The following is a 14,514-nucleotide window of genomic DNA, read 5'->3' on the forward strand; positions in this document are numbered from 1 at the left end:
TCCAGCAGTCGGCGGAGTCGTATGCCGCCCCACCGGCATGCGTGGCCACGTGGCCTTTGACCTGGGCCATCAGGCCCTGCGCGGGGAGGGCGGCCCCGCCCGGTGCGGACCGTGTGGGCGCCCCGCCCGGTGGGGCCTCGCCACAAGCGCACCTGGCGCCCGCCGCGCCCGCCGCGCCCGGCCGCGCCCCGCCGCGCCCGCCGCGCCCGGCCGCGCCCCGCCGGTCCCGCCGGTCCCGCCGGTCCCGCCGGTCCCGCCGCGCCCCGCCGGTCCCGCCGCGTCCGGCCGGTCCCGCCGCGTCCGGCCGGACCGCACGGCGACCGGAACGGCGGGGCGGCTGCCGCGTGTCAGTTCCCCAGTTCGGTGAGGGCGGCACGGACCTCGGCGACGAAACGGTCCGGGTGATGGAAGACCTCCGCGGCGGTGAAGCGCAGGACGCGGCGGACCTCCGGGCAGCTCTGCAGGTCGTTGAAGCGGTGCAGGTCCGAGGTGTGCGCCTCACGGGTCCCGTGGAAGGCGTATCCCTCCACCTCGACCACCAGGCCCTGGCCGGGGAAGAAGAAGTCCGGGCGCAGTGCGCGGCCCGACGCGGTGCGCAGGGTCGCCTGAGTGACGGGGAACAGGCCCGCGTCGTGCAGGCGGAGGCGCGCCACGCTCTCGGCGGGCGAGCCGGACCGGGGATCGAGAAGGGGCAGCCAGGTGCGGGCACGGGCGGCGCCCGCGCGGCGGGTGGCCAGCTCCGTCCGCAGGGCGGCCGTGTCGAGCAGCGCGGGGCGGCGGACCCCGTGCACCGTACGGGTGCTGAGGGCCGAGTCCGCGGCGGCGACGGCCTCGTCGCGCGGGAGGCACCTCATGAGGTCACCGACCGTGCGGGCCGGAGCGGTCGTGCGCAGTCCACGGCGCACCGCCCGGTCGGCGGGGTCGAGCGCCATGTGGTGCACGCGGACGCCGGGGCGCTGGTACACGCCAGGGCGCGGGTCGGTGAACTCGGCCTCCGCGCGCGGCCGGCCCAGCAGCTCCACCAGGTGGAGTGCGGCGGCCGTCCGGTGGCTGCAGACCAGGTGAGGCTGCAGCTTCTGCGCGACCCAGGCGTGGGTCAGCCAGTCCACCAGCCGGTCCGGAGCCGCCCACGCCCCCTGGTGCACCCGCTGCCAGCCGCCCTTGCGCAGGCGCCGGTTCAGCAGCCGTGGCGGCCAGCCCGCTGCCATCGCCGCCGAGGTGAGGAGGATGCCGCCGGAAGCGAGGGCGGCCAGCTCCCGCATCTCACGGTCACGGCGGCGGGGGCGTGTCTCCCGGGGATCGGGCGCGGCCCATCGGGCGATCCGGTTCATGGACCCACGATCCTCGATCGGCGCGTGGGCCGCACAAGGCTGTGGACAACGGCCGGTTGGGCCCTGGGGCCCATGCTTTCCGCCCTCCCGCTGTGGTCCGATGGCCCGGGCGGTCGAACTTCCGCCCCACAGCGTCTGGTTGGGGGCCGGAGTGTCTGGTGCAGGGGGATTCGTGGCGTCGGGGGAGTTCGGCGGGGTCTCCGCCCCGAAGGGCAGGGTCCCGCTGCCACGGCCACTGCACGTGGTGCTCCTTCTCGTCCGGACGCTGTTCGTGTTCACGGTCGTCGGAGGCATCGGCGTACTCCTGCGGGCGTCGTCGCTCGACGCCATCGATGGAGAGCTGCTCGGGCTCCTGCTGTACGCGGCACTGCCGGGCGCCGCCGGCTTTGCGCTGTCGCTGTACGTACGCTCCGGGGACACCTGGATCTGGCGCGGTCTCGTCGCCGTGAACGGCTGGTTCCTGCTCGGTGCGCTGGCGACGCTGAGCGGGGACGACGCCGCACGGGGCGTACCCCAGCTGATCATTCCGCTGGTCACCCTGATCCTGTTGCTGCGCGGTGGTTCGCGGGCCTGGTTCGAGCTGCCGGCCGACCGGCGCGCGGAGCACCGGCCGTTCAGCGTCGCCCGACTGATCAGGTGGCGCCGGGACGGCGGCCAGACCGCGCTGGAGTATCTGGGTCTCATCCTGATCGTCGTCGCGATCGTGGGTGCCCTGCTGGTGGCCGGTATCGGCGGTCAGATCAGCGGAGGGATACGCAGCGCCATCTGCGAGGTGACCGGTAGCGCGTGCCCTGCGCCCGGTGGCGACGAGGTGGTGGCGGGCGACGGGACCGAATCCGGTGAGAAGGGTCCCCCGGGAGCCGGGGAGACGGGCGGTACGGGCGCAGGCGGCGCGTCCGGCGGTGCGGACGCCGGCGGTGCGGACGCCGGGGGCGCCGATACCGGGGGCGCCGACGCCGGCAGTTCCGCGACGGGGGGTTCCGGGAGCGGAGGTTCCGGGAGCGCTGGGTCCGATGCCGGAGGAGCAGCATCGGGCGGTACCGAAGGCGGGACGATCGGCACCGAGGGCGGGGTGAACGGCGGCACCACTGGCGGCGGCACGACCGGCGGCGGAACCACTGGCAGCGCGACCGGCGGCTCCGCCGGTGGCCCCGGTGCACCCGGTGCACCCGGTGACCCCGAGGGTGCCGTCCAGGTGGGCGACGGCGGCGACGACGTGGACGCCTCGGAGGGGGCGGACGGCGGCGATCCGGGGACCGGCGGCACCGACGACGAGGAGAAGAGCGGCGAGAGCTGCACCTCAGGGGTCGGGGCGTTCTTCTCCTGCGCCGGGCACCAGACCGGCGGATTCTTCACCGGCGTGTTCGGTAACGGCCTGTGGGGCGATGTCACGGGCACCTTCGACACGGTCATCCACCCCGTCAAGGCGTGGAACGGCCTGATGGACTACGGCAAGAGCCTCGGCGACACCTGGTCCAAGGACTCGGAGGGCGCCGGCGACAAGTGGTCCGACGGCGACTACCTCGGGGCCGTCTGGGACTGGACCAAGGCCAGCGGCGGCACCGGTGTGAAGGTGCTCGACGACGTCTTCATCGGCGACGAGGTCCGGGACCTGTGGAAGGACGGGAACGAGGGCCAGGCGATCGGCACCGGCCTCTGGAACGTCGGCTCCCTCTTCATCCCCGGCTACGGCGAAGCGAAGCTCGTGGGAAAGCTGGGGAAGCTCGGCAAACTGGGCAAGCTCGGCAAGCTGGGCGAGGTGGCCCAGAAGGCCTCCGAGGCTGCGGCGAAGGCGAAGAAGGCCGCCAAGGCCGGTGATGTGGAGGGCGCGGAGAAGGCGGCTGCCGACGCGCAGAAGCACGCGGACGACGCGGCGGACGAGGCCGGTCTGACCGGCTGCACCATCGGACTGGGCGGCCTTCCACGGATCCCGTACGACGGCGGCACGACCGGTACGGCAGCCCAGCCCGGCACGACCGGCGCGACCGGTACGGCAGCCACTACGGTCCGGACCGGTCACCCCGGTGTGGGCAGCGGCACGGTCGGGCTCCCCGGTACGGGCACCGGAACCATGGCGGCGGTGCGCGCCTCGGTGCGCGTCGGGTTCCTGACCGAGAAGTGCGACGAGGTCGACCCCGAGAAGAAGGCAGCCGCCGAGGAGGCGCAGAAGCAGGCCGACGCGGCCAAGAAGGCCGCCGCCGATGCCAAGCGGAAGAAGGAGCTGGAGCGGGCCAGGAACCAGCCGAAGCCGGCCTGGTACAAGGATCTCAAGAACCCCCGGGCGGGCTCGAAGGACGGTGGCACCGGTGCCTGGACGAAGATCAAGCCCGGCGTCTGGAACTACCCGACCGAGATGGGCGCCCGCTACCAGGAGCAGATCTCCAAGGTGACCCGCGGCAAGGAGTACCAGGTCCCGCTCGACGAGCTCACCGGGAAGCCGGTCGACTTCGACGGCTGGGACTCCGCGCGGGGCACCTACCTGGAGGCGAAGTACGGCTACCGGGGCAAGGACTTCTACGACGCCGAGACCGGGGAGCTCACCCCCAAGGTCCAGCAGCGGTGGGCGGACCAGGCCACCCGGCAGGTCGACGCGGCGCGGGGCAAGCCCGTCGAGTGGCACCTGTCCGACCCGGACGTCGCCGAGGCCGCACGGGAACTCTTCGAGGACCGGGGCATCGACGTTAAGGTGATCAACACGCCTGACGATGTGACGGGGTGAAGGGCGCGGCGAAGGGCCGGCACGAGTGGGCCGGCACGAGTGGGCCCGCGGGAGTGGCCCCGCGAGTGGGCCGGCGCTGTCGGGAAGGCCGAGGAGGGCATCGTGCTGAACATCGTCGTCAACGGTTTCTGGGGCACCAGGGAAGAGGGCCCGCAGGAGATCGCCGAGCGGTGGTACGCCACTCTGGCGCGGCTCGGTGAGATCGACGACGGTACGTTCCACGGATGGCACGAGGCGGGGGACGGCGTGCCGGCCGACCCGCTGCTGCTGCCGTCCGTCGCCGCTCTGGCGGACTACATCGTCCGGGAGAACACCGGGCCGGACCTCGATGTGGTGGGCCACGGGGCGGCCTTGTGGGCGCACAACCAGGACGCCGCGAAGGTGACGACGGCGGTCCGGGCCGGAGGTTCGTCGCCGTACATCACCAACTCCGTGTCGGTGTCCTTCCGCTCGCGCACGGTGGGCGAGGACGCGGACGTCATCCGCCGCACGCCCGAGATCCTGGCGGCCATCGGCGAGGCGTGGGACATCGATGCCGGGCAGGTGTACGACAGGCCGCTGTACCGGGTGGTGGCCGACCACTTCGGCCTGGAGAACTCCGACCCGCGCTGCGGCAGGGCGGTCTACCTCTCCGAGCGGAGGGCGGCTCTCGCCCCCGACGGGCTGCCGGGCTCGTACGACACGGCCGCGAACGGCGGGCTGATCATCGACCTGACCTGTGGTGGTATGCGGACCCCGTCCGCGGAGACCGTCATCGACGTCAACACGAAGCTCCGGGCGGCGGGCGCGCTGGAGCCGCTGTCCACGCCGTTCGACCGGGCCAAGCTCTGACGGCCCGCCGGGCGTCTCTCCGCATCCGTGACGGGGCGGGACTTCCCGGCTGTCCGCATCTGCGCGGGGCGGGACTTCCCGGCTGTCCGCATCCGTGACGGGCGGGACTTCCCGGCTGTCCGTATCGGCGCACGGTCGGGGGCGTCCGCCGAAAAGGGGAGGCGGCCGGGTGGAGGATGCCGGACACTCGGCTACGTGATCGTGATGCAGCCGGTGGTGGAGATCGCCTCCCCCGAAGCCTTCGGCCTCTGGCCCGTCGCCGAGGTCGAGCGCTTCAGCTTCCAGCCCCTCAGCGGTGCCCTCTCGCCCCCGGAGGTCGGGACAGCGATGATGGGTATCGCCGCCTACAACGACGTCGAACCCGGTCCGGACGACCCTCCTCGGCCGGCCGACCCGCTGGGTTCCTTCCTCCACGGACTGCTGACGCTCGACCCGCTCGTCGTCTCCGGCGGCCTGCGCGTCACGGACACGTCGACCGGCGTGACCTTTCTGCCCGGCTGCTGTGACGGGCTGGAGGACTGGCGGGACTGGCAGCGGTTCGTCGACGGCGGACGCCCGCTGTGGTTCGGCCACGACCCCGTGTCACCGGTCGCCGAGCGCTTCGGTGACACGGTCCGCCTCACGGTCGACGCGCACCTGAGCGACAGTCCGCTGATCGAACTGCCCGTCACCGAGCTCCGAGCCCTGCTCGTCTCCGCGGAGCGCGACCTGGCCGACTTCCTGGCGTCGGCGACCGACTGGGCTTCCGTGCATCTGCCCGATCACGCCCGCCACATCGTTCCGGCACTTGCGCGCGTCCTCGACCTGCGCTCCCCGACCTGTGCTCCTTGACCTGCGCTCCCCGGCCTGTGCTCCTTGACCTGCGCTCCCCGGCCTGTGCTCCTTGACCTGCGCTCCCCGGCCTGCGCTCCCCCCGGGTCAGCCCGTCGTCGTCGCGAAGGCGGCGGCCAGCAGCCCCAGTGAGAACAGCCCCAGCACCCCCGCGAACACCGCCGGCATCAGCACCGGTCCCCATGCCCCCGGCCCCGCGACGGTGGCCCGCCGGTCCGGGGTCGCCGGGTCGTAGGAGATCCGCACCGGCGCCCCGACCTCGAAGCCGAACGGGCCCGGGGCGTGGTCGGTGAACTCCACCTCGCGGCCGTCCGGGGTGCGGAAGGCGAAGACGTACTCCGTGCGGTAACGGTTCTCCGCCCCGGACCCGCGGTCCACCACACGCCGCTGCGAGCACCGGCCCTCGGCGTGTTCGCCGCGCCGGACCAGGCGCAGCACGCGGAGGAGCCGCAGTCCGGAGCGGACCGCGAACGCGCCGAGGAACAGGCCGAACAGCAGCAGGAAGGTGGCCGTGCCACCAGGCAGTACGTCCATGAACGAGGCTCCGCTACAGGCTATTTGACGGTGATGGACTCGACGAACGCGTCGAGGTCCGCCGGACTCAGCGTGCCCTTCACCGCGTTGATCCGGATGGCGAACGGTATGTCCTGGGAGTCGACCCCGGCCACCACGACGCCCGTCATCCGCGTCCCCCTCGCCGGGGTCGCCTCCTCGCCCGTCGAGGTGAACTCGTAGTCGATCCTGCGAGCGTCCCGGGCGCTCTCCTCACCCGCGAGGCGGACGTCCCGGGTGTCCTTGCGCGTCGTCCCCAGGCCGATCCCGGCGCCCGCCGCGGCCGCCGCCTCGGCGGCGCTGTCGACGCCCGTGGCGAAGTCCAGCTGGACCGAGACCATGCCGGTGCGCAGCCCCTTCTCCTCCTTGAGGGCAACCGCCGCGTTGGCCGCGCCGCGCTCGGCGGCCGGCTCGGGGGCGTACCCGTCCTCCTCGGGGTAGCCGACGGACACGCTCCTCGTGTCGAGCGTGCCCCAGCCGTCCGGGACGGCCGCGGCGTCCGTGCCGCCGCAGCCGGTGAGCAGGGTCAGGCCGAGGGCCGCGGCAAGGGCGGCGCCTAGCGCCGTGGACTTCGTCAACGTCATCGCCTCTTCGTCGCGCGTGTTCACTGCGCGCAGTAGCTGTACGGGAGGTACGAGCGCTTGCCGCCCTGCGGAGCTCCGAGGAACCGCGCGTCCGTGAGTGTCTCCTGCTTGTGCTCGTCGGAGACCGAGAACCCGAGGCTCATCCCCAGGGAGACCTCGAAGCCGAACTCCTGGGCGTCCGTCTCGCCGTGGTACCGCATCGTGCTGGACAGACCGTCCTGGAACATCAGCTGCGCGAAGGGGTCCGTCCCGGCGGGCTTCTCCTCCAGGGAACGGTCACCGAACATGTACTCGAACGGGGCGGTGTTGTTCCCGGATCCGTCGAGCCACTCCTCGGCCAGGGAGCGCTTGGCCTCGGTGATCTTGTCGGTCTCCTTCCCGAAGACGACCGAGTTCGTCAGCACCTCGATGCCCGTCTCCCCGGAGGAGTCGGTCACGCCGCCCTTGCCGCCCCGCTTGTCCTTGTCCTTCTGGCCGTTGTCGCCGCCGGCCTCGGCCTTGTCGGAGGTCGAGGTCCCTTCCAGCGTCTGCGTCATGTCGATCCGGACGATCTTCCCGGTCTCCTGGTCGCGGGTGACGGTGAGGGCTCCCGTGCGGGTGTCCTTGGCTCCGGCGGTGCCGCCCAGCGGACCGGCGTTGCCGCTCACCTTGCCCTCGATCTCGAGCTTGGCGGTGTAGGTGTAGGACTCGTTGCCGTTGACGTCGTCCTTGGTGACCGTCACGTCCGGAGTGAACGTGGCCTTGCCGCCCAGCTTGGCGCCGAGCCTGGTGTCGTCGCCCGGCTTGACCGAGAGGCCGCCGTCGGCGTAGACGCCCAGGCCGATGGTCGAGTAGGAGATCTTCTTGTCGCCGATCTTCTCCTCGATGTCCTCCATCTTGTCCGCCCACTTCATGCCGGAGTACCAGCCGCCGCCGTAGCCGCCGCTGTGCTTCATCGAGGTCTCCCACATCTTCATCTCCTCGATGTCGTCCCTCATCTTCTGGGCGTCCGCCTCGCTCCTGAAGACCCAGGTGTCACCGTTGGTGATCTTGATGCCGCCGCCGATGTCGACGTCCGCCTTGCCCAGGGAACCGAGCTTGACCCCGGGCGTACTGGCGTTGACGCCCGCGGACGCGGCGTCGGTGAAGGTCATGTAGACGAGCTTGTCGTTCTCGTCGACCTTTCCGTCCTCGTTGACATCGGTGTTGGCCTGGGCGACCTTCTGCTGGAAGCCGTACTCCTCGCCCCACTCGAACCAGCCGATCTTGACCTTGCCGCCCGCCTTGTCGGAGACGTTGGATATCTGGCACAGCTTGGGTTCGTAGTCGGCGTCGGTCTTCGGCCGCGCCGTGCCGTCTCCACCCGCCGTGCAGGCGCCGCCGCCCCCGGTGAGCGAGCTGATGGCACACCGGATCCCCTCGCCGATGCGGCCTCCGATCCCGGCCATGGCGAGCGCGCCGACCAGCGCGACGACCAGGACGATGACGCCGAGGTACTCCGTGGCCGTGGCTCCCCGGTCCCGCCAGTCGTACGAGCGCGGGTACGGCGCCGAGGGAGCGGGACCGGTGTCCCCGTCCCGCAGCAGCCGGTCCAGGGCCAGTCCGACGGCGGCGCCGGTGACCATGGCGACCGCCGGCATGAGGACGCCCTCGGTGCCGACGACGTCCCATGTGACGGCGTAGCCGTACGCGAGCCCGGCGAGGGGGACGGCGAGTGCGCCGAGGAGGTGCTGGAAGCGCGACTCCCGCTGCCGGGCGGGAAGGGCGCGGGCGGCGGCGAGCACTGCCAGTACCGTCACGAGGACGCCGGGCAGGTGCAGCACGGCCAGGCGCCAGCCGAAGGACTCGAGACGCTCGTCGGTGGCGAGCGTCTCGACGAGCGCTCGTGTCAGCAGATACCCCGTGACGAGGTAGACGAGTGCGCCGGCCGCCCAGCCGCGGGTCAGGGGGAGGAACCATCCGCCGCCTTCGGCTCCCGGCGCTTCGTGGCCCGGGACCCTGCTTCCCCAGTCGCTGCCACCGCTCACGGTTCACCCTCTCGCCGACACCTGCCCTGTTGTCTCTGGAGGGTGAGCGTAGGGACGGAGCGAGTCCGTGACCTGGGCCCCCGGTCCCAAATGAGGGCCCAACTCAGGCCCCCGGGACGTTCTTTCGCCGACCCGGGGCGACAGCGGGGAGGAGGGAGGGCCTCTGCGCCGGCCGTGCCCCGGCCGAGGCGCTCCGCCGCGTGCCGCGCCGTTGGGTCCTCGGACCCAAGACGGCCGGCCGGTGCGGTCGTTAGCGTCGGTCCCATGATCTCTGTGATCGACCTCGTCGGCGCCGGGCACGCGCCCTCGCTTCCCCGGACGGCCCAGCCGGATCCACTGCGCGAGCCCGACGCGCTCCGGGAGGCACAGCTGCTGGACTGCCGGGTGAGCCAGGAGACGTCAACGGCGGCCCTGCTCTTCGGGCTGCGCACCGCTCTCCGGGCCGACGTGGGCAACGCCGCGCTTCTCGTGGTGCGCGGCCTGCGCTCCTTCGGGTGGACCTCAGGCCGGGCGCCGGCGCCCCTCACCGCGATGACGGTCGTGTCGGGCGTACCCGGGCGCCTCGACGACCTCGTCCGCGCGGAGTTCTCGTTCCTGCCGGAGGCGCGGCTCGAAGTCGTGGGGGAGTGCTCGGAGTTCTACGTCCTGGAGGCCGAGGGTGCCGGCGATGTGCCGCCCGACCGCGTGGAGGGGGAGGGGGAGGCGGGGGGCGTACACGGCTTCGTGCCCTCGTGGGATTCCCCCTGCACAGTCCTGGGGACATCCGGCTCAGGATGAGGCGGGGTGTGCGGAGCCGGGCCGGGAGCACCGCCGGAGTCCGTGGGCGGGCCCGGCACCTGGGCCCGAGGCGTCCGGCGGAGGCGGCCGTTGAGCACGGCGTGGGCCGCGACCCCGAACACCAGCCCCCAGAACGCCGAGCCGATACCGAACAGGGTGACGCCGGAGGCCGTGGCGAGGAAGGTGATCAGCGCGGCCTCCCGGTCCTTCCCCTCCCGCACCGCGCCCGTCAGCCCGCCGGACAGCGCGCCGAACAGGGCGACGCCGGCGACGGCCGCGACCAGCTCCTTCGGCAGGCCCGCGAAGAACGACACGAGCGTCGAACCGAAGGCGCCGACCAGCACGTACACCGCACCGCAGGCGACTCCCGCGACGTAGCGGCGCCGGGGATCGCGGTGGGCCTCGGGGCCCGTGCAGATCGCGGCGGTGATGGCCGCGAGGTTCACCGCGTGCGAGCCGAAGGGGGCCAGTACCGCCGAGACCAGCCCGGTCGAGCCCACCAGGAGCCGGTCGTCGGGGCGGTAACCGGACGCGGAGAGCACACCGACCCCGGGGGCGTTCTGGGAGGCCAGCGTGGCGAGGGTGAGCGGGACCGCGATACCGATCAGTGAGGCCACGGAGAACGCCGGAGCCGTGAACACCGGTTGCACCAGGCCGACATGGTCCAGGCGGATGTGCAGCTTCGCGCTCGCGGCGCTGCACGCCACTCCGGCCGCCAGCGCCAGGAGGACGGCGTACCGGGGGAGCCACCGCTTGCCCAGCAGGTAGGCCAGGAGCACGGATCCGGCGATGACCGGGGTGTGCTCCAGCGAGGTGAACACATCCGCGCCGAACGAGAAGAGGATGCCCGCCAGCATGGCGGAGACGACGGCCCCGGGCACGAGCCGCATCAGCCGCCCGAAGATCCCGGTCACCCCGATCAGGGCGATCACGAGGCCCGACACCACGAAGGCGCCGATCACCTCGCCGTACGCGTACGAGCCGATGCTGGTCACCAGGAGCGCGGCGCCCGGTGTGGACCACGCTGTGATGACGGGCATCCGGGTGCGCAGGCTCAGAGCGATGCAGGTCAGCCCGCTGCCGATGGAGATCGCCCAGATCCAGGAACCGGTCTGCCCGGCGTCCAGGTGCCCGGCCCGCGCCGCGGAGAGCACGATGACCAGCGGGCCGGAGTAGGAGACGACGACCGCGACGACGCCGGCGAGCACGGCGGACAGGGAGAGGTCCCGGACCAGCCGCTGCCGGGGTTCCAGGCCGCCGGGCGGGAGCTGCCCCGCACGTTCCTCCGCCGTGGGTACCGATGAACCGGCCGCCATCCGCTGCCGCCCTTCTTCCGTGCTGTCCTCGTCCGCCTGCGAGCCGTCCGGTCGCACTGCCGTGCGGTCGCACTGCCCGTGCGGTCGTGCGGTCGTGCGGTCGTGCGGTCGCCATGTCCGTGCGGACGTCCGGTCGCACTGTCCGTGCGGTCGTCCGTCCGCCCGAAACCCTCGCACGGCGTGCGGTGCCCGCTCCGGCGGGTCCGCGACCCGAGACCGGTACGGCTGAGGGCCGGCCGGTACGGCTGAGGGCCCCGGGTTGGGCCCCTGGGCCCAAGACGGCGGCCCGCCCCTGCCCTAGCGTCTGGGCGGCAGGTGACCGACGCCCGTCCCGGTGCTCCCCCACGGCGCCGGGCCGGGCCGCAACCGGAAGGTGAGGGCGCGTGCCCACGGCTGAGCAACTGACCCTGACCGAGGAGGAGTCCCGTCTCCTCCAGCAAGGCCTGATGGAGTGGTGCGGCCCCGCCCGCTGCACCGAGGAGTTCGCCGTGGCCATGGGCTTCGACAGCGCCCAGGACCTGAGCCGCCGCGGCGTGTCGATCCGCGGCGCCCTGGCCGAGGGGGAGACCCTGGACCCCATGGACTGGGCCCGGGCCCTGATGGCCACCGAGATCGCCTTCGCCAGCGACGTGGTCGGCTCGGGGTACGAGTGGTCCACCACGACCGGCTGGTCCGACGACACCACCGTGCGCGTCCTGCGCTCGGCCCAGCTGAAACTGATCCGCACGGTCGCCCCGCTGGTCGGCCGGGGGCTCGGCACCCGCCGCACCACGCACCCGGAGGTCCTGAGGGCCGGCGGAGGCCCGCCTCCGGACCCCGCCTGGTGACCTCGCGCACATCCGGCCGCTGCCGGGCCCCGCACACCGGGCCCCGCCGGGAACCGGCGTGATGATCTCCACGGTCGCGGGCAGATAATCGCCGCATGCCCGATCAGCAGACGCGCCCCCGCCCGGCGGCGCCCGGAACCCGCACCGCCCGGCCCCGCGCCATCGCCCTGCTCGGCGCCGCCGCGCCCGCGCTGGGCGCCTACGCGGCCGTCAGGGCCGTCGGCCTCCTCGTCCTCCAGGTGTGGGCGTCGGCCACCGGGAAGGACGCTCTGCACCTGCTGGGCGGGCGCTGGGACTCCGTCTGGTACCAGCGGATCGCCGAGCACGGCTACGGCTTCACCGTGACCCTCCCCGACGGCGGTGTCCATCCCGACCTGGCCTTCTTCCCGCTCCTGCCGGCCCTGGAGCGCGGCCTCGCCGCGGTGACCCCGCTCACCGTGCAGGGCGCCGGGATCGCCGTCGCCTGGCTGGCCGGGCTCGTCGCGGCCTGGGGGATCTTCGCCGTCGGCGCGCGGCTGTACGGGAGGCGGGCCGGGGTGGTGCTCGCCGCGCTGTGGGGCGCGTACCCGACGGCGTTCGTGCAGTCGATGGCGTACACCGAGACCCTGTTCACCGCGCTCGCCGCCTGGTCCCTGTACGCCGTCCTCCGCGGCCGCTGGATCGCCGCGGGTGCGCTGTGCGTGCTGGCCGGGCTCACACGGCCCTCGGCCGCCGCGCTCATCGCGGCGCTCGCGGTGACCGCCGCCGTCGTCCTCGTGCGGGAGTGGCGGGCCGGCGGACGCCGGGGCCTCCTGCGCCGGAACTCCCGCATGCTGCTGGGGGTCTGTCTGGCCCCGCTGGGGTGGCTGGCGTACGTGGTGTTCGTCGCGGTACGCCAGGGCAGCCCCTTCGCGTACTTCGACGTCCAGGCGCAGTGGGGCAACAGCATCGACGGCGGCCGGGCGCTCGCCGCCTTCATCGCCGGGCTGCCGCTCCCGGCCGCGCTCGGGCTCTGCGCCGCGCTGGGGCTGCTGGGGTGGCTGGTGTTCCTGTGTGTACGGCAGCGACAGCCGCTTCCCCTGCTTGTCTACGGCATCGCGGTCGTCGTCGTCTCGCTCATCGGCTCCGGGTACTTCGGCTCCCGGCCGCGCCTGATGATGCCCGCGTTCCCCTTGCTCCTGCCCCCTGCCGTCGCGCTGGCGGGGCTGCGCACGACGGCGCGCACAAGCGCGGCCGTCGCCGCGCTGGCCCTCGGCTCCGCCGCCTACGGGGCGTGGACGCTGCTCGGGACGGGCCCGCCCTGACCCGGGTCCACGAGTCCACGGGCCCACGCGCCCACGCGCCTCCGACGTCCCCGCCGTCAGCGACGGCACCGGCCGTCCCGGCCGCACGCGTCACCCCACGAATGGCGAACCGCGCGTCACCGCACAGGCGGCGAAACCTCCGTAGCGGGCACGGAGACCCGCACCCGGGTCCCGGGCCTCAGGCCCCAGCGTTCCATCGCCCCGGCCTCCGACTCGACCACATGGCGGGCGCGGAGCCTGGGCATGCCGAGGCGTCCGGGTCTCATCGTGCGGACCGTCAGGACGTTGAACCTCCGGTCCAGGTAGGCCACGTCGATGGCGAAGCGCATCCGGAAGGTGTGCACACTCCCGCACGGGGTGATCAGCAGCGCGCCCTCGACGCCGTCCACGCCGAGCAGACCTCGCGCCCGCGCCCGGTAGGAGGCGGCTATGCGCAGCGGCACCTCCCGCACCTCGGCGTCCGCCCCGACCGTCAGTGTCCCGCTGCCGTCACGCCATGTCCCCATGGGGACCGACCGTAGACCTCCGGCCCTGCTCGTGGGTCCGGAACGGCCCGCAGTGGGCCCCAGGGCCCAAGACCCGGCCGTGCGGCCCGATTAGGGTCGCAGCCGTGGACGCCACACTGATCGCGGTCGCCGCTCTCTGGGGCGCCGGCGCCGGACTGCTGCTCCCGCGCGCCGCGTACCGCTTCTCCGTCGAGCCAGGGCAGCCGTGGCGGCCCGCCTGCCCGGCCGGGCACGCGCTCACCGGGCCCGTCCGGGGCTGGATCGGACCGGCCAGGTGTGCGGCGTGCGCCGTGGCCGTCCCCTCGCTGCCGGGGGGCGTGGCTCCGCGGGACCCGGCACCGGCCGGGCGCCGGCGCTACGCACCCGGCGTCGCGGCCCCGGTGGTCACCGTGCTCGCCTGCGTGGCCCTGGCCGCCGCCACCGGCACCCGGCCCGAGGCCGCCGTCTGGCTGCTGCTGGCTCCCGTCGCCGTGCTCCTCGCCGTCATCGACCGCCGCGTCCACCGGCTCCCCGACACCCTGACCCTGCCCCTGGCCGTCGTGACCGCCGTGCTCCTCGGCGGTGCGGCCCTGCTTCCCGAGCACGGCGGATCCTGGATCTCCGCCCTGCTCGGCGGAGCGGCGCTGGGCGGCTTCTACTTCCTGCTCTTCCTGATCAACCCGAACGGGATGGGCTTCGGCGATGTGAAGCTCGCCCTCGCGCTCGGTGTGGCGCTCGGCTGGTACGGCTGGGGTGTGCTCTGCGCGGGGGGCTTCGCCGGGTTCCTGTTCGGCGCGCTCTACGGGGCCGGGCTGATGCTGGCGCGGCGTGCCGGGCGCAGGACGGGTATCCCGTTCGGCCCGTTCATGATCGCGGGGGCGCTGGTCGGACTGCTGTTCGGAGGCCTGGCCGCTTGAGCGCCACCCTGCGTACGGACGTACGTGATATCCGCTCGCGCCGGGGCGCGGACGG

Annotated in this window: 12 protein-coding genes; 6 read left to right on the forward strand and 6 right to left on the reverse strand. The window is 73.4% G+C overall.

Annotated features, from left to right (window positions below):
- Positions 1–347 precede the first annotated feature (347 nt).
- On the reverse strand, positions 348–1,331 hold the full coding sequence (locus ACIRJR_RS08100) for a type IV toxin-antitoxin system AbiEi family antitoxin domain-containing protein (RefSeq protein WP_403775551.1): 984 nt from the start codon (positions 1,329–1,331) through the stop codon (positions 348–350).
- Positions 1,332–1,503: 172 nt separating this feature from the next.
- Here ACIRJR_RS08100 and ACIRJR_RS08105 point away from each other — a divergent pair, with 172 nt between their 5' ends.
- The 3 genes from ACIRJR_RS08105 (at position 1,504) to ACIRJR_RS08115 (ending at position 5,712) form a co-directional block, all read left to right on the forward strand.
- Positions 1,504–4,050 carry a Tox-REase-5 domain-containing protein gene (locus tag ACIRJR_RS08105; RefSeq protein WP_403775554.1) on the forward strand — a complete coding sequence of 849 codons (2,547 nt, stop codon included), beginning with the start codon at positions 1,504–1,506 and terminating at the stop codon, positions 4,048–4,050.
- A gap of 102 nt (positions 4,051–4,152) precedes the next feature.
- Positions 4,153–4,881, forward strand: a complete 729-nt coding sequence (locus ACIRJR_RS08110) for an Imm52 family immunity protein (protein ID WP_403775557.1) — start codon at positions 4,153–4,155, stop codon at positions 4,879–4,881.
- Between the two features lie 204 nt (positions 4,882–5,085).
- Positions 5,086–5,712 (forward strand): hypothetical protein, encoded by a 627-nt coding sequence (locus ACIRJR_RS08115; protein ID WP_403776418.1) that lies wholly within the window; start codon positions 5,086–5,088, stop codon positions 5,710–5,712.
- 87 nt (positions 5,713–5,799) lie between these two features.
- On the opposite strand, the gene ACIRJR_RS08120 is transcribed toward ACIRJR_RS08115, so the two are convergent.
- From ACIRJR_RS08120 to ACIRJR_RS08135, 4 genes are all read right to left on the reverse strand, one after another.
- Entirely contained in the window at positions 5,800–6,246 is a 447-nt protein-coding gene (locus ACIRJR_RS08120) for a DUF3592 domain-containing protein (RefSeq protein ID WP_403775560.1), read from the reverse strand.
- Between the two features lie 20 nt (positions 6,247–6,266).
- Complete coding sequence (locus ACIRJR_RS08125; protein WP_403775563.1) at positions 6,267–6,848, reverse strand: hypothetical protein; 582 nt, start codon at positions 6,846–6,848, stop codon at positions 6,267–6,269.
- 20 nt (positions 6,849–6,868) lie between these two features.
- Positions 6,869–8,854 (reverse strand): hypothetical protein, encoded by a 1,986-nt coding sequence (locus ACIRJR_RS08130; protein WP_403775566.1) that lies wholly within the window; start codon positions 8,852–8,854, stop codon positions 6,869–6,871.
- Positions 8,855–9,492: 638 nt separating this feature from the next.
- Positions 9,493–10,947 carry a benzoate/H(+) symporter BenE family transporter gene (locus tag ACIRJR_RS08135; protein WP_403775569.1) on the reverse strand — a complete coding sequence of 485 codons (1,455 nt, stop codon included), beginning with the start codon at positions 10,945–10,947 and terminating at the stop codon, positions 9,493–9,495.
- Positions 10,948–11,330: 383 nt separating this feature from the next.
- Between ACIRJR_RS08135 and ACIRJR_RS08140 the strand changes: the two genes are divergently transcribed.
- Both ACIRJR_RS08140 and ACIRJR_RS08145 read left to right on the forward strand, forming a co-directional pair.
- On the forward strand, positions 11,331–11,774 hold the full coding sequence (locus tag ACIRJR_RS08140; protein ID WP_403775572.1) for a hypothetical protein: 444 nt from the start codon (positions 11,331–11,333) through the stop codon (positions 11,772–11,774).
- A gap of 95 nt (positions 11,775–11,869) precedes the next feature.
- Entirely contained in the window at positions 11,870–13,057 is a 1,188-nt protein-coding gene (locus tag ACIRJR_RS08145; RefSeq protein WP_403775575.1) for a hypothetical protein, read from the forward strand.
- A 116-nt stretch (positions 13,058–13,173) separates the two neighbouring features.
- Here ACIRJR_RS08145 and ACIRJR_RS08150 read toward each other — a convergent pair whose 3' ends face one another.
- Positions 13,174–13,563, reverse strand: a complete 390-nt coding sequence (locus tag ACIRJR_RS08150) for a DUF192 domain-containing protein (RefSeq protein ID WP_403775578.1) — start codon at positions 13,561–13,563, stop codon at positions 13,174–13,176.
- A gap of 104 nt (positions 13,564–13,667) precedes the next feature.
- On the opposite strand from ACIRJR_RS08150, the gene ACIRJR_RS08155 reads away from it, so the two are divergent.
- The gene (locus ACIRJR_RS08155) at positions 13,668–14,459 is read left to right on the forward strand and encodes a prepilin peptidase (protein WP_403775581.1); all 792 of its coding nucleotides are present in this window, start codon (positions 13,668–13,670) and stop codon (positions 14,457–14,459) included.
- Positions 14,460–14,514 lie beyond the last annotated feature (55 nt).

The sequence above is a fragment of the Streptomyces sp. NPDC102402 genome (assembly GCF_044765765.1).
Lineage (GTDB): Bacteria > Actinomycetota > Actinomycetes > Streptomycetales > Streptomycetaceae > Streptomyces.